11 protein-coding genes are annotated in these 15578 nt (G+C 41.1%); 8 read left to right on the top strand and 3 right to left on the bottom strand.

Annotated elements, in window-relative coordinates; translation table 11 throughout:
- Positions 1-10: 10 nt before the first annotated feature.
- On the bottom strand, positions 11-286 hold the full coding sequence (locus NRIC_RS09565; protein WP_146622478.1) for a GIY-YIG nuclease family protein: 276 nt from the start codon (positions 284-286) through the stop codon (positions 11-13).
- Positions 276-1010 carry a tRNA1(Val) (adenine(37)-N6)-methyltransferase gene (locus NRIC_RS09560; protein ID WP_146622477.1) on the bottom strand — a complete coding sequence of 245 codons (735 nt, stop codon included), beginning with the start codon at positions 1008-1010 and terminating at the stop codon, positions 276-278. The genes NRIC_RS09565 and NRIC_RS09560 overlap by 11 nt, the downstream gene beginning before the upstream one ends.
- Positions 1011-1090: 80 nt before the next feature.
- Here NRIC_RS09560 and NRIC_RS09555 point away from each other — a divergent pair, with 80 nt between their 5' ends.
- The gene (locus NRIC_RS09555; RefSeq protein ID WP_146622476.1) at positions 1091-1726 is read left to right on the top strand and encodes a lysophospholipid acyltransferase family protein; all 636 of its coding nucleotides are present in this window, start codon (positions 1091-1093) and stop codon (positions 1724-1726) included.
- A 23-nt stretch (positions 1727-1749) separates the two neighbouring features.
- On the opposite strand, the gene NRIC_RS09550 is transcribed toward NRIC_RS09555, so the two are convergent.
- Positions 1750-2478: a DUF554 domain-containing protein gene (locus NRIC_RS09550; RefSeq protein ID WP_146622475.1), complete on the bottom strand. Its 729-nt coding sequence runs from the start codon at positions 2476-2478 to the stop codon at positions 1750-1752.
- A 202-nt stretch (positions 2479-2680) separates the two neighbouring features.
- Between NRIC_RS09550 and NRIC_RS09545 the strand changes: the two genes are divergently transcribed.
- The 7 genes from NRIC_RS09545 to pepF all read left to right on the top strand — a co-directional run bounded on the left by NRIC_RS09545 (position 2681) and on the right by pepF (position 15559).
- Positions 2681-3820, top strand: coding sequence for an exonuclease SbcCD subunit D (locus tag NRIC_RS09545; RefSeq protein ID WP_146622500.1), 1140 nt, complete (start codon positions 2681-2683; stop codon positions 3818-3820).
- Complete coding sequence (locus NRIC_RS09540; protein WP_146622474.1) at positions 3817-6945, top strand: AAA family ATPase; 3129 nt, start codon at positions 3817-3819, stop codon at positions 6943-6945. The genes NRIC_RS09545 and NRIC_RS09540 overlap by 4 nt, the downstream gene beginning before the upstream one ends.
- Positions 6942-10121 (top strand): DEAD/DEAH box helicase, encoded by a 3180-nt coding sequence (locus NRIC_RS09535; RefSeq protein ID WP_146622473.1) that lies wholly within the window; start codon positions 6942-6944, stop codon positions 10119-10121. The genes NRIC_RS09540 and NRIC_RS09535 overlap by 4 nt, the downstream gene beginning before the upstream one ends.
- Positions 10122-11375: 1254 nt before the next feature.
- Entirely contained in the window at positions 11376-11774 is a 399-nt protein-coding gene (spxA, locus tag NRIC_RS09530; RefSeq protein WP_146622472.1) for a transcriptional regulator SpxA, read from the top strand.
- A gap of 209 nt (positions 11775-11983) precedes the next feature.
- Positions 11984-12628: an adaptor protein MecA gene (locus NRIC_RS09525; RefSeq protein WP_146622471.1), complete on the top strand. Its 645-nt coding sequence runs from the start codon at positions 11984-11986 to the stop codon at positions 12626-12628.
- Between the two features lie 55 nt (positions 12629-12683).
- Positions 12684-13679, top strand: coding sequence for a competence protein CoiA (locus NRIC_RS09520; protein ID WP_175580051.1), 996 nt, complete (start codon positions 12684-12686; stop codon positions 13677-13679).
- A 62-nt stretch (positions 13680-13741) separates the two neighbouring features.
- Positions 13742-15559, top strand: coding sequence for an oligoendopeptidase F (gene pepF / locus NRIC_RS09515; protein ID WP_146622469.1), 1818 nt, complete (start codon positions 13742-13744; stop codon positions 15557-15559).
- Positions 15560-15578 lie beyond the last annotated feature (19 nt).

The following is a 15578-nucleotide window of genomic DNA, read 5'->3' as shown; positions in this document are numbered from 1 at the left end:
GAGAGATGACTCACAAAACGTTTTTTTCTTGGTTCTGAATCAGGTAACGGTCCTTTTGTTTTCGATTTAAGCGCTTGAAGGCCGCTTCAGCTTTCATGGCGGCACTTCGGGTTTCAAAACTTTCGGCATGGATCATTTCGACAGGCCGGCGTTTGGCAGGGTGTGTGTATTTAGCTCCTGTCCCGGCATTGTGTTCGGTTAGACGGCGGGATAGGTCAACGGTATAGCCGCCATAATAAGACCGGTCTTTACAAGATAAAACATAAAAGAAAAACTTATTTTCCATAAAGCATCTCCTTGATAGCCGGGGTATATTGGCCTTGTGAATCATAAGTGAACAAGGGTGGTAAAAAGCGCAATCCTTCATCTTTGCCATACTTGATGCCTTCGATCAACAAAATGTTGGCTTCTTTTTCTTGTTTAGGATAGACGAACTGGATCCTTTTTGGAGCGATGCGCCAGCTTCTCAAACAGTCTATGATCTCTAAAAAACGGTCTGGTCGGTGAACCATCGCAAAATGACCATTGGTTTTGAGCAGTTTGCTGCTGGTTGAGACCACATCTTCTAACGTCGCGTGGATTTCATGCCGTGCTGCGGCAAGGTAAGGGTTTGGATTTTTCTGACCATTCGGCTGCTCCTTAAAATAAGGGGGATTGCAAACGACCAAATCAGTGTTGTCAGTTTTAAACGTCGGAAAGATCTGTTTTAGATCCATTTCGTGCATTTGAATTTGATTTGTTAAATGATTCAGCTCGATGCTGCGTTTTCCCATGTCAGCTAAACGCGGCTGCAATTCGATCTGATCAATAGAAGCGTCTGTTTGCTTACTGATGAACAAACCGACAGCACCATTCCCAGCGCAGAGATCGATGATTTTCCCCCGTTTTGGTATTCTTGGGAAATTGGCGAGCAATACGGCATCTAATGAAAAGGAGAAGACTTCAGAACTTTGAATGATTTGAACATCTTGTGCATAAAGCTGATCGATTCGTTCGCCTTTTTTTAACATTTCATTATGCCCCCTTAAAAAATTCATGCGTTTGTATTATACTACGTTTAGCTATGTTAGAAAACCGAAAGGAAGAAAAGATGTTTTTTAAATTTATTCGAGGAGTCGTGCGGATCTTACTGGCATTGATCAACGGTAACAGTCAATTCCAAAACCGTGAGGTACTTCCGCAGGACGAAAACTATATTTTAGTTGCTCCGCATCGAACATGGTGGGACCCTGTTTATATGGCTTTAGGCGCATCACCGAAACAATTTGGCTTCATGGCAAAAGAGGAATTATTTAAAAATCCGATTTTACGGTTTATTCTAAATCACTTGAACGCGGTTCCTGTGGACCGAGATAAGCCCGGTCCGAGCGTTGTCAAGCGTCCAATCAGGTTGCTGAAGGAAACCGATAAAAGCTTGATCATGTTCCCCAGTGGCACCCGACATTCGACAGAATTGAAGGGGGGAATGGCACTGATTTCTCGCTTGGCAAAGGTGAAGATTGTTCCTTGTGTTTATCAAGGCCCTTTGAAATTTTCACACCTGTTTAAGCGAACACCAGTTATCGTTCGTTATGGAGAAGCAATCGATGTCAGCGACATCAAAAAACTAGACAAGGCAGGATTGGCCGTGATCGAAGAGCGGGTTCAAAATGCCTTTAACGAGTTGGATTATCAAGTCGATCCTAATTATCGTTACACCCCGAGCAAAAAGAACGTTGAGCAATAAGTGCTGCAACGTTCTTTTTTTCTTTATAGCAATGGTAAGATGATAGTCATCCAAAACCAACTAATCGGCATCACTAAAACCATGGCGGGAATCATATCAGCAGTTGGAAATTGTTTAACTTGAATCATGCGAAAAGAAGTAGCAATGATTAAAATACCGCCGCAAGATTTAAAATCAGCGACCATTTCCGGGGTAGTTAACGGGAAAATGATTCCAGCTAACAGGAACAGTGAAAGAAAAATGAAAAATTGCGGCACCGCAATCATGGAAACAACATACCCCAAATTGCAAGCAAAAATCGCTGCAGTAAAGAAATCGAGCACCGATTTAGCGATCAATACAGTGTGGTCGCCAGTCATTCCCGCGTCCAAGCTTCCATAAATGCCTGTTCCGCTGGCACAAAATAAGACGATGATTGTCACCAGCCGATGCACAAACTCATTGTGAGAGAGGGCTAATTGTTCTTTGGGAAAGAGATTGCTGATCGGCCGTTGCATCCATTCTGCTGCACGATTGATTCGGTGCTCAAGATGGACCGCCATTCCAATCGAGGTTCCCAGAATGACGGCTAAAATGACAGCAGGTAAATGAACAGTACCATTTACAGCAGGGATTCCCATAGCCATGGCACAGAGTCCAAAAATCAATTGAATTTCCGTTTTAAATCGTTCAGGAAGCAGATGCCCTAAGAGCCCCCCCGCAATTCCCCCAAGAAAAATCGAAAACGAATTTATGATAACGCCTAAAGGCACATAAATCCTCCTTTCTAATCAAAAACTCATCGTAAAAACACACCTATCGTATCGTATATTGCCAGAAAAGGATAGTCTTTTTTTAGATTTATGCTCCAATAAATAGTGCAAGGCTTTTCAAAAACTCCTTCGTTGTAAGCAGAAAAAAGCCGGTCCACGTGGTATAATTGTGGGAAGGACTAAAATGGAGGAAGAGGATCGAGTGAAATTTTTACATACTGCCGATTGGCATATCGGCAAAAAGTTAGCAGGCTATGACTTGCTGGAAGATCAAAAAGCTGTTCTTAAACAAATAATAGAAATTGCCAAAAATGAAGAAGTTGATGCGATTGTGATTGCTGGAGATATTTATGATCGCTCTGTCCCTTCTGAGGAGAGCGTGCGGTTGGTCAATCAGACGATCGCTCAAATCAATCTGACTGAAAAATTTCCCTTGCTCGTGATCTCAGGCAATCATGACAGCAAGACACGTTTAGCCACAGGAGCACCGTGGTTTAGCCGTTCTGATTATTTTTTACATACTCGTTTAGAAGAGGCCTTCACTCCAATCGTAATCAAGGATACTGCTTTTTTCCTGTTACCTTATTTCGAGCCTGTTGATGCGCGGATTTACTTTGATGATCCTGATATTCGAACGATCCAGCAAGCCATGCCGCGAGTCCTCGAAAAAATGAAGGATCATTTTTTACAAAACCAGCGTCACGTGCTAGTCAGCCATTTTTTTGTTGCAGGCAGTATGAAAACCGATTCGGAAACCAAACTTGAGGTCGGCGGTTTGGATGGAATTAATGGTCAACTGTTGAAAGACTTTGATTATGTTGCTTTAGGGCACCTGCACGGTAAAAATGCATTGAATCTGCCGAATGCTCGATATAGTGGTTCACCGATCAAGTATTCGTTGTCTGAGAAAAATCAGGAAAAGGGTGTTTGGATCGTCGAGACAGCTGAAGAAACCACTTTTCAATTTATTTCGGTATCTCCTTTTAGAGATGTTCGGGAGCTCCAGGCGGAGTTTTCGCAATTGTTGGATCCCGGATTTTATCGTCAACAAAATCGGGAAGATTACCTGTCTATTCTTTTAGAGGATCGTCAAGTCATCCCTAATATGATGAATCAGCTGCGTCAGATCTATCCTCGAATTCTGCAAGTGGAACGGATCAATGGGCGCGAAGGCAATAGAAGAAAGTCTTGGAAAGCACAAGAGATCAAACGAAAATCGCCGATCGATTTGATCCATGAGTTTTACAGAGCCATCAATGATGAATCAGTAACGGTTCACCAGCAAAAATGGATCGAAGAAACCATGCATGATTTGATGAAAAAAGGAGGCGATCTCCGATGATTCCTAAAAAGATCGTGATGGAAAATTTTGGCCCTTTTCTGCATGAAGAGGTGGATTTTCAAGAATTTCACACCTCTCCTTTGTTTTTGATCAGTGGAAAGACTGGTGCCGGCAAAACAACGATTTTTGATGCTTTAACATTTGCTTTGTTTGGTGATGCTTCTGGCGGTGTCCGCAATGCTAATGAAATTCGTTCGGATTTTGCCGACCCGACAGAAGAGACAAGAGTATCTTTTACGTTTGAACATCAGGGGCATCAATATGTCATCGTGCGAAGTCCCAAGCAAACGCTCCAAAAAAAGAATGGAAAAGGAGCAACTGTAAAAAATCAAAAAGTCCAGTTAACTGTGCTGGACGATACCGGAAGGGAAGTAGAGGCCTATCAAAAGGTCGAGACAGTTCAATCCTATATTTATGACCTGCTGCACTTAACCAAAGAACAGTTTCGACAAATATTGATGCTGCCTCAGGGAGAATTTCGGACCTTTTTGATCGCCAACAGTACAGAAAAAGAAGCTGTTTTGCGCAGTCTTTTTGGAACAGCGATTTATCGTCAATTTAATGAAAAGCTAAAATTGAAAAAGCAGGAGCTCGAAAAAAGCGTTGCGGAAACTGCGACCCGCATTGATCAGCTGTTTCAACAGATTCCGATCGAACAAGGTGCAAGTTATTTAGAATCGATCGAGCAGACAAAGCAATACTTGGAAGAAGAAAAGGAGAAAACTGTAAAATTGGCGGCAGACTTGCAGCAAAAAGATCACGAGTTAAAAGAACAGCAGCAGGCTCTGGAACAGGCGAAACAATTAGCCGATCAATTTCAACAATATGAAAAAATCCAAAAGGACTGGCAAGAATTGCAGCAGGAGCTACCTGTTATTGAGGAACAGCGAAAGCGGCTGAACGAAGGAGAAAAGCTTCAACAGATTCGCCCACCTTATGAACGAGTGAACGAGTTGGATGCTCTTCTACTCTGGAAAGAAAAAGAAATTCAAGAAAATCAGGCGTCATTAAAACGTCTATCTGAGGAAAAAAGAATTTGGCAAATGCAAGAAGCTGCATTAGTCAAGGAAGAACAAAAGTGGGAGCAAGAAAAAGCAGAGTTGGTTCGTTTATCTGATTTACTGCCAGCGGTGCAGCAATATGCTCATCTGATGAACGATTATCAGAAAATGAATCACGAGCAGCAGCAAAGAGAAGCGGAGCAAGCCGCTTATGCTCAAACGCTCGAACAGCTGTCTGACCAGTTGAACACGTTGAAGAATCAGCAAGAAACCAAATCTTTTTGGATCGAACGACGCTACAAGAACGAACAGTTGATCCAGCAAGCTCAAACGCAAGTGAATACGGAGCAGAATTTGGAGAAATTAGAAGAACAAATGGAGGAAGCGCAGATCCATTTGGCTGTCTTGGTAGAGAACATCAGCCAAACAAGCAAACGATTGAATGCAGCGAATCAAGAGGTCAAAACCTTGAGAGATCGCTGGGCACGTTCGGAAATCGCTCGATTAAGTATGGATCTGATTGATGGAGAGGCTTGCCCAGTCTGCGGATCGAAAGATCACCCTGACCCTGCATTGCATGAGACGCTTTCGGGGGAGAGCCTTAAAGAGCTCCAGCATGATCTAGAAGCAAAAGAAAAAAATTTTGCTGAGTTGCAGAAGGTAAAAGAAACTTATGAAACCAAGCGCGAGTTTCAAGAAAAACATTACGAAGAAGTAAAACAAAAATTTCAATTGGAGCAAACCCAAACACAGCTTAAACAACAAGAGTTAAAGAAGGCTGTTGCCTCGTTGTATCAACAAACGATCCCAGAAGAACTACCAGAACTTGTGCTGTTCCTACAAAAAAAACAGACTGAAGCGCAAGCAGCCTTGGAACAGCTGACAGCAGCAGAACTAGAAATTGGAGTGTTAACGGAACAGCAAAATACAGTTTTAGAGCAGCACCAGTCAGTCAGTACCAAGTTGTCGGAATTGACAGAACAAGTACAAATGCTGAAAGGGCGACTTGCCTTGACGAAAGAACAGGTCAAGGATTGGGAAGCTGCTTCGCTGGAAGAACATATTCATGAGCGAACGATTCTGATGAAAGAGTATCAGAAAACGTTGAAACGTCATGAAGAAGAAGGGAAACGAATGTCCGCAGAGGAAGTTCGTCTGGAAGAATCGAAGAACCAATTAAGCAAGCAATATAAGACACAGTTAGCAGAGCAAGAAAAGTGGCGTGACGAACTGGATCATCTGATTGTCAAGTTAGGCTTAAATAAGGAATCTATTTCGGAACAGCTTAGTCATCAACCGCAGTTAGAAGAGCTGAGACAAGCTATTCAGGAATTTCTAAATCGTCAGTTGCTTTTGTCAGACCAAAAGGAACGATTGAAGCTGGCATTGGCCGATCAAACGGAGCCTCCGCTGGAACAACTGAGTGCTAAAACTACCCAAATGGAGGAAGCTTTTCAAGAACTTCAGCAAGTATATTACCAATCGGAGAACCAGCTGCATACACACTCACGGATTCTGACAAACATTGAATCTCTGCATCAAAATGGCGAGGAACAACTCAACCAGCTTAGCGAGATCACTCAGCTGTATCAGACGATAAACGGAGACAATCCAGAGAAAATCAGCTTAGAGCGTTACATTTTACAGAGTTATTTAGAAGAAATTCTACAAGCTGCGAATCAACAGCTGTCCCAATTGACCAAAGGACGATATCAATTCGAGTTGAACGATCAAATTGGTCGATCCAAAGGGAACACTGGTTTAGAGATCAATGTTTATGATGACAACTCTGGAATAGCCCGTAGTGCTCAAACTCTTTCTGGAGGAGAGAGCTTTATCGCGGCTTTATCACTGGTATTAGGGCTGGCTGAAGTGATCCAAAATCAATCGGGTGGGATCACTATGGAGACATTGTTCATTGATGAAGGTTTCGGTTCACTTGACGAGGAAGCGTTGGAAATTGCATTAGAAGCTTTGGCGGGGATTGAAAACCACGGAAGGATGATCGGTTTGATCAGCCACGTCAAAGAGTTAAAAGAACGTATCCCGCAACAAATAATCGTACAAACCACTGGAACAGGGCAAAGTACGATTCACTATCAATTAGAGGAGTGGCATAAATGAGATGGAGTATTCCCGAGAAGGTCATTGAAAGAGGGCGGACCTACTTAAAAGAGGGTCGTGTATTGTCTGTTATCCCAGATGCTGCTCGTCGCGTTTGGCACGGAGAGGTTCTAGGCAGTGAATTATACTTGGTAGACCTTGACGGCAGCGGAAAAGAAAACGACATTTGCGAGTGTCCTTATTGGGAGGAGCACGGCTATTGCAAACATACAGTCGCTGTGGAATTGTACCTGCGGGATAAGGGGCTTTCTCGTATCGTACAAGCATCACAAGAGCTGCCTGAAAAAAAGGTAGAAAGCAGCGTGTCTTTTGCGGACATTTTGAATCAGGGGTTTTCTCGGCTGGAGCAAGCCAAGGAACCCGTTCAACCATTGCTGGTCGAATTTGTTGTAGAACCACTCCCCACCAATCCTTATCACCCTGAATTAGATGTTCTGGCTGTTTCTTTGCGAATCGGTAATCGTAACAGTAAACGTACGTACATCGTTAAAAACCTTTACGATTTTTTGCATGCCTATCAGATTGATGCAGCGTATACGGTGAACAAAGAATATCGTTTCCAAATTGAAGCAGGAGCTTTCGAGCCCGCATGCCGCGATATCATTGAGGATTTAGTAGGAATCAGTGAGACTTACCAGCTTTTAGGGAAAACAGGACTGCAGGTCAAGGGAAAATTAGATAAGCGGTACTTGCTTTTGCCCGTTCACAGGCTCCAGCGATTATTGAAACGAATGGAAGAAACAGGGAATCTGACTGTGAAGCTGGGTGAAAAAAAATATCACTATTTGTATGAGGGGCAGGAATTGCCGCTGACCTTCGAATTATCTAAAAACGAAGATCATTTTGAATTGATGATCGAAGATGCCTTCACGACTTATTTTAGCAATTATTTTTTGGGTTTTTCGCAGAATGCGCTCTATGCAATGAGTCATGAGCAGCAAGATAGTTACATGACATTGAAGCAATTGATGAAACGCTTGAAGGAGCCTGTGATCGTTTATCAGCAACAGCAGCTTCCAAGATTATTCACAGACGTTTTTCCTTATTTGCGAAAGATCGGTCGTGTGGTCATTGCCGAAGAGGTAGCGGAGATTGTTCAGGAGGAAACCTTGAAATCCGTTGTGATTTTCCGCAAGATCAAAGGGATGATCAGAGCCGAGGTCGAGTTTCATTATGGACAGGTGTATTTCACGACGAATGAAGCCCACCAACCTGCTCTGCCACAAAAAATCGAAATTCTGAGAGACCGCAAGCAGGAGAAACAGCTGTTGGATCTTTTTACTAAATACCGCTACCAATCGATTGAGACTGGTTATGAAAAGACGATCCCATCTAAAGAAGGCTTGTTTTATTTCTTTAAACAAGAAATTGCTGATTTCAGAAAGTTGGCTGAAGTGAAAATGGGCAAGAAACTCCGCCAGCTTTTTTTAGACGGAGAGGAATTCCAACCGATGATCGAAGTTGACCAAACTGGTTCATGGCTAGATATTCGGTTCGATGTTTCCGGCATCGGAGACTCAGAGATCGATCAGGTATTAGACAGTCTTTTGCGCAAGGATCGCTTTTATACTTTAGACACAGGAGAAGTTTTATCTTTTGATTCTCAGGCATTTCAACAAACTAGTGAGTTGATCAGTCAGTTAAGAGATCGGATCAATCCTGAAAAAGGGGTGGTGCGGGTTCCGAAAAGTCAGGGATTATTGATCGAGCAACGTTTAGAAAATAACTCACACGCGCGATTCAGTGATAATTTCAAAGCAATGGTCAATGATTTAACACATCCTGAATCCTATCCGGTCGAGGTACCAACGGCATTGAACGCAACACTTCGGCCCTACCAAGAAACTGGATTTCGATGGCTTAAAATGCTCAAGGCCTATGGGTTTGGCGGCATTTTGGCTGATGAAATGGGGCTGGGGAAAACGTTACAGGTCATTACCTTTTTATTGTCAGAAAAATCCCAACAGAGGATCAAAGCGGTGATCGTTGCACCAGCCAGCCTCATTTACAATTGGCAAGCGGAGATCAAAAAATTTGCACCAACGCTTGAATCAGTCGTATCTTCTGGCAGTCGAGATGAACGGGAATCGTTGATTGCAAAAGGGGCAGAAATCATTATTACCTCTTATGCTAGTCTGAGACAAGATATTGATCTTCATGAACAACAGGATTATCAGTATTTAATCTTGGATGAGGCTCAAATGGTAAAAAATGCAGCAACGAAAACGTCTTCGGCTTTGAGACAATTGCACATCCCGTATCGTTTTGCTCTAAGCGGAACACCTATTGAAAACAATCTAGAGGAATTGTGGGCGCTGTTTCAAACGGTGATGCCAGGTTTCTTCCCAAGCATTGGGCGGTTTCGCCAATTACAGGTCAAAGAAATTGCAAAAATGATCCAACCCTTCGTTTTACGCAGAGACAAGGATACTGTTTTGGATGATCTTCCAGAGCGCATCGAATCAAACGTGCTGAGCAGCTTAACAGAAGAGCAAAAGACGGTTTACCTTGCTTACCTCCGGCGTATGAAGCAGGAAGTTGATCAAATGGATTCTGCCACCTTTAGGAAGCAGCGAGTCAGCATTTTAGCTGGATTGACCAGGCTTCGCCAAATCTGTGATGACCCTCGGCTATTCATAGAGGACTACCAAGGAGGCTCTGGTAAACTTGAGCAGGTAAAGGATTTAATCCAGGCTGCAAAAGAAAATGGGCGAAGGGTCTTATTATTTTCGCAGTTCACGAGTATGCTTTCTATTTTAGAACAAGAATTGGCAGACCTTGGGATTACCAGTTTTTACCTTCGAGGAAGTACGAAAGTGAAGGATCGATTGACGATGGTCGATCAGTTCAATGCTGGTGAAAAGGATATCTTTTTGATTTCATTGAAAGCTGGAGGAACGGGACTAAACTTGACTGGTGCAGACACAGTGATTCTTTATGATCTGTGGTGGAATCCTGCAGTAGAGGAACAGGCGGCTGGTCGAGCGCATCGAATCGGCCAGAAAAAAGTCGTTGAAGTTTGGCGGATGATTGCCGAGGGAACGATCGAGGAGCGAATGAATCAGCTTCAACAAGAGAAACGTGAGCTGTTCCAAAAAGTAATCCAAGGTAATGAGGAACAAGCCAATAAATTGACAGAAGAAGACATTCGAATGATTTTAACCTTAGGAGAATAAGTTATCTAAGCGAAAAGGACGAGCCTATATGAAGCTCGTCCTTTTTAAATGATTAAAACCTTCAAAGAATTGGATTTTTTGAGTAAAGATCGCAGCTGTCAGGGCTGTAAGTTGAGTGGCAATAAAGTCAGCAAATATACCCCCCTCCCTGTTTTTTAGATCAACTGATTCATCTTCAAAATAAAGCAGAGTTTCTAGTGAACAATCAATTTTGGATCATCAGCTCACAAAAAAGACGGCCCTCCTTTGATTCCATACTAATGTAAGAGTCGTGGATTTAGTTGTTTTCAGTGCAAAAGAATTCTGGATCTTTTTTTTGACGAACGATTGGTTCATTCGTTAAGATATCAGAAGAAAGCTTGTATAAAGCTGAATATCGCATCTATCTCAAAATAAAAGACTTTTGCTCATCTCAACAGACTAAACCGTTCAAGGTCAATAAATCTTAATGCAGGTGTCGATTTTTCTCTTTTTCTAAGTCAATTCATCACTGATTACTTTTTCTTACAGACGATGATTGGTGCGACCAATTATATCGAAATCGAAAAAAGGAAGTTGATTTTACAAATGTTATCTTATATTCAGGGATTTTTGATCAAAAAAACACGGATCAATATCAATCAAAAAATATTTCAGAAAAATAAATAATGATTGAATTAAAAAAAGCCTGCCCCTTAGAGAGCGGAATTCGACTTACAAATTGTATGTAAAAGAATTGAAAGTATGTGAAATTATTGAATAAAACCTATTATTTTTTTCATTTATTTTATCATTTTTAATAATCTTGAACGTTATAACAAAACATAAGGGAACAGAAATAAATTTTGTTTTTAGTTATTTTTAAATAAACATGATTATTAAGTTGGGGAGAGTAAAACTTGGCAAATGACGTAAGTCAAGAGTTTTTAATGAAAGAGAATTGAAGTAAAAAAGGAAGGAAATGATTTATAACACACATTATTTTTATTAAAAATAAATATTTTGAAAAAAGAATCTAGAAAATTGATACAGTTTTTTGCTATTGTTACGGAAAAGTAAAAAATGAAAAATAAATGATGACTTTTTAAGGCAAAATTTGTTTTGGCCTTCAAAGTAATAGATAGTAAAGTTTTTAAATTAAATAACATTAATGTTCGTAAAGCAAATTAATGCGTACTCTTTTTTTTGTTACGTTTTTTTTGTATAATGGGAACAGATAGAAGAGTTAAACATCTTCTGTTATAAGCTATAGTCAAGAAAAGGAGTGATACATGTATGTTAACAATATATACTTCCCCAAGTTGTACATCATGTCGGAAAGCACGTGCTTGGCTGCAAGATCATGAGATTCCATTCTTGGAACGAAATGTATTCTCAGAACCATTAACGATTGAAGAATTAAAAGATATTTTACAGATGACTGAAGATGGAACAGAAGAGATTATCTCGACTCGTTCGAAGGTATTCCAAAAGCTGAACATGGATTTAGATGAACTGCCGCTTAAAGATTTATTGACCCTAGTCAGAGACAACCCTGGCCTTTTGAGAAGGCCGATCATGATTGATGAAAAAAGACTGCAGGTTGGTTTTAATGAAGATGAAATTCGTCGCTTTTTACCCCGTGACGTACGCCAATATGAATTACGACAAGCTCAACTGATGGCTGGCTTATAAATTGTGTTTGACCTCGCTTAACGGCGAGGTTTTTTCTATTTTATGTAACGAATCCGCAGAGACTGCTTTTGCTTCATTTGATTCCTGCACTCATTGGTAAAAATTTGTCTTATTAAAGTCTAAATAAAATTTGGTCGGCTTTCTTTACTTTTGTTGGGAATCGGTTAAAATGAAGGTAGATCCTTATCTATTGAAATGAGGTGTGTGCGATGGAGATGGAACACATCAATGAAAACACCATTCGTGTGATGATAGGCAATGAAGACTTAGCAGAACGGGGTATTACGTTTTTAGACCTGTTAGGCAATCATCGCGAAATCGAATCCTTCTTTTACAGTATTTTAGAAGAGGTTGATGTCGAAGACGAATTTAAAAGCAGCGAAGCAGTCACTTTTCAGGTACTGCCCAAAAATGATGGGTTAGAACTGTTTATTAGTAAAAATCTTTCGAACGAAGAATTGAATCGATTTTCCAATTCTGGTGATTTTGAGAATGATGAGCTGGATCAGTTGATCCGAGAACAAGTTCTGGCTACGCAGCAAAGTATTTTAGAGGATGAATACTTAGATCATTTGCGTGTGTTCAAGTTGGCAGATTTCGAAACGCTGGTTGAGTTAGCCGGCTATTCTTTCCTTGAGGATGTTTGGTGTGATCTGTATAGTTACAACGATCAATACTATTTGCAGGTGTACTTTGATACGGATAATTTCGGTGAAGAGTCTATTTCTGATACGATTGCCAAGCTTTTGGAATATACAGAGGATACCGAGGTAACACCAGAGCTCTTAGAAGAATACGGAAAACTGCTGATGCAAAAAGATGCTATTGAGATTACCCGCAGCTATTTTAATTAAGAAGCCCATTCGACGGCTTCTTTTTTTTTGCGTATTTTTACTTGAGGTGATGAAAATGATGTTTGCCTACGACGACAATCGGCAATTAATCTCAGCAGAAACAGCGAAAAGTAAAATACAACACTATTGCCCGGATTGTGCGGAGCCTGTTCAATTGAAACAAGGAAGCATTCGAATTGCTCACTTTGCACACTTGCGCGAAAACAGCTGTCAAGGGCTTAGCGAATCAGAAAGTCAGGAACATCTTGGGTTAAAAAAATTATTTTTTAAAGCCGGCAAAATCTTCGATGAAGCTTGGGAAATCGAACATCCTATTCAAAGACTTTCCCAACGACCTGATCTACTGTTAGAAGAACTAGCGGTCGAGATCCAGTGTTCAACCATAAAACTTTCACGGTTGGCTGAACGAATGGACGGCTATCGAAAGGCGGGCTTTCAGGATTGGTGGCTCTTGGGTACGAAGCTTTGGCCCAAGAAGAGCTGGACAGCTTTGCACAAATATATTTGCTCTTATCACCCTCAAAAAGGGATTTATATCTGGATGATTGATGCGCAAAAAATATATTTGCGTTACCAGATCAAAAAAATGGAAGGAGAGGTTTCTTTTCTCGAAAGGACTTGGCGACTTGGAAGCACTGCTCCGACTAAGATTTTTTATAGTGTACCGTTGACAGTTAAAAAAATCAGGTATCAGGAAATCATGGTAACAAGGCAAAGACACTCTTTAGAAAAAGGCATAGTGCGAGCAGATCTGCAATTGAGACCAGTCCAGCAATTTTTTTATGAGCAGCGGCAGCATATCCTTCACTTGCCGCACTGGTTTTATCTTCCCAGTGAGTTTGGGTTTCTATTGGGAGAGGATATCTTAGTTTTTAGGTATTTATTTGCAAGGCACAAAGGGGACCCAAAAGATATTATTTCTGGTTTTGTGAACTATCGGAAAGCTGCTGATCATTTTTGGCAATTTCCAAGAATCTCCAAGTCCGAAATTATTAAAGCACTCTATCGGGAAACCACACAGTTGTCTCGCATAAAAATTTTTAGAAAATAATTTTGGCTGACTTCTTTTTTTAAAAAATGTGTTAAGATAATGCAAAGGATGGGAGTGTTGTTATGAGTAAAGCAAAGCAATTGCCAAAGCGTGATGAGGTCCCAGAACAACTGACATGGGATTTGACAAAGATTTTTTTGAATGAAGAAGCTTTTGAGAAAAGTTTTCAAGCGCTGTCTGAAGAATTAGAGGGGGCCAAACACGTAAGAGGTACACTTGGTCAGAGCGCTGAAAAATTTCTGGCAGGGATCGAATATGTTCTGGATATTTATCGCAAGGCGGAAGTCATTTATGTGTATGCACATCTTAAAAATGACCAAGATACAGCAAACACAGTCTACCAAGCGCTTTATGCCAGGGCCTCAAGCTTAGTTGCACAAACAAGTGAGGCTGTCAGCTGGTTCGAACCGGAGGTCTTGTCATTATCGGATAAAACCATATGGGCCTTTTTTGAAGAGGATTCTCGGCTGGTGATGTACCGTCATTTTATTGAGCAGATTTTGGATCAGCGAGCGCATGTGCTGCCTGCCGAACAAGAAGCACTGCTTGCTGGAGCCAGCGAAATTTTTGGCAGTGCCGGAGATATTTTTTCTGTTATGAACAATGCAGATCTGAAGTTTCCAGTCGTTACCAATGAAGAGGGACAGGACGTTCAATTGACTCATGGAATCTATGGTCAGTTGATGGAAAGTACAGATCGCGACGTTAGAAAAAATACGTTCGAGGCGCTGTATTCGGTGTATCAACAATTTAAAAATACCTTTGCTTCTACCTTGGGCACACATATAAAAAGCCATAATTATAAGGCTAAAATTCGAGGATACTCCTCTGCAAGGGAAGCATCGTTGAGTCAAAATCATATTCCAGAAGATGTTTACGATACATTGGTCTTAGTCGTCAATCAATTTTTACCGCTGCTGCACCGTTATGTTGAGCTGCGGAAAGAGTTGTTGGGTGTAGAGGAGCTGCATATGTATGATATGTATACCCCTTTACTAGCAGAAGCACCGATTCGTTTTACATTTGATGAGGCAAAGCAAAAGACGTTGGAAGCATTGAATCCTTTGGGAGAGGACTATTTGTCTGTTGTCAGAAAAGCGTTTGATGAACGATGGATCGATGTCGCAGAAAACCAAGGAAAGCGCAGCGGCGCGTATTCTTCAGGCGCCTATGATACCAATCCATACATTTTGTTGAATTGGCATGATCGTTTGGATGAATTATATACATTGGTCCACGAGATGGGGCATAGCGTGCACAGCTATTTTACCCGCAGCAATCAGCCTTATGTTTACGGAGACTACTCGATTTTTCTAGCTGAGATCGCTTCAACTACCAATGAAAATATTTTAACGAGTCATCTTCTAGAAACGGAAACCGATCCAAACGTTCGAGCGTATATCTTGAACCATTATTTAGATGGCTTTAAGGGTACGATCTTTAGGCAGACTCAGTTCGCAGAATTTGAGCATTTTATTCATACCGAAGATGCGGCGGGAAGACCGTTGACTAGCGAGCATCTCAGCAAGTTTTATCGGGAATTGAACGAAAAGTACTATGGTCCGATCGTGGAAAAAGATGAAGAGATCCAGTACGAATGGTCACGAATTCCACATTTTTATTACAACTATTATGTTTATCAATATGCTACCGGTTTTTCGGCTGCGAATGCTTTGGCAGCAAAGATTGTCGCAAAGGAACCTAATGCTTTGGACAACTATTTGACTTATTTAAAATCTGGAAGCAGCGATTTTCCAATTGAGGTAATGAACAAAGCTGGTGTGGATATGACAAAACCAACATATATCGAGGATGCTATGGAAGTTTTTGCGCGTCGATTGGACGAATTAGAGGTTCTGATCGAAAAAATAAAAAATTAACCGAAAAACCTGTTTTTGG

Origin of the sequence: Enterococcus florum (assembly GCF_004309355.1) — a bacterium.
Taxonomy (GTDB): domain Bacteria; phylum Bacillota; class Bacilli; order Lactobacillales; family Enterococcaceae; genus Enterococcus_A; species Enterococcus_A florum.
This window is presented reverse-complemented; position numbering and strand designations above follow the sequence as displayed.

What these genes read in the sequence shown, in the direction of transcription:
- NRIC_RS09565 (WP_146622478.1), bottom strand. Translation starts at nt 286, where the DNA reads ATGGAAAATAAGTTTTTCTTTTATGTTTTATCTTGTAAAGACCGGTCT.
- NRIC_RS09560 (WP_146622477.1), bottom strand. Translation starts at nt 1,010, where the DNA reads ATGTTAAAAAAAGGCGAACGAATCGATCAGCTTTATGCACAAGATGTT.
- NRIC_RS09555 (WP_146622476.1), top strand. Translation starts at nt 1,091, where the DNA reads ATGTTTTTTAAATTTATTCGAGGAGTCGTGCGGATCTTACTGGCATTG.
- NRIC_RS09540 (WP_146622474.1), top strand. Translation starts at nt 3,817, where the DNA reads ATGATTCCTAAAAAGATCGTGATGGAAAATTTTGGCCCTTTTCTGCAT.
- NRIC_RS09535 (WP_146622473.1), top strand. Translation starts at nt 6,942, where the DNA reads ATGAGATGGAGTATTCCCGAGAAGGTCATTGAAAGAGGGCGGACCTAC.
- spxA (WP_146622472.1), top strand. Translation starts at nt 11,376, where the DNA reads ATGTTAACAATATATACTTCCCCAAGTTGTACATCATGTCGGAAAGCA.
- NRIC_RS09525 (WP_146622471.1), top strand. Translation starts at nt 11,984, where the DNA reads ATGGAGATGGAACACATCAATGAAAACACCATTCGTGTGATGATAGGC.
- NRIC_RS09520 (WP_175580051.1), top strand. Translation starts at nt 12,684, where the DNA reads ATGATGTTTGCCTACGACGACAATCGGCAATTAATCTCAGCAGAAACA.
- pepF (WP_146622469.1), top strand. Translation starts at nt 13,742, where the DNA reads ATGAGTAAAGCAAAGCAATTGCCAAAGCGTGATGAGGTCCCAGAACAA.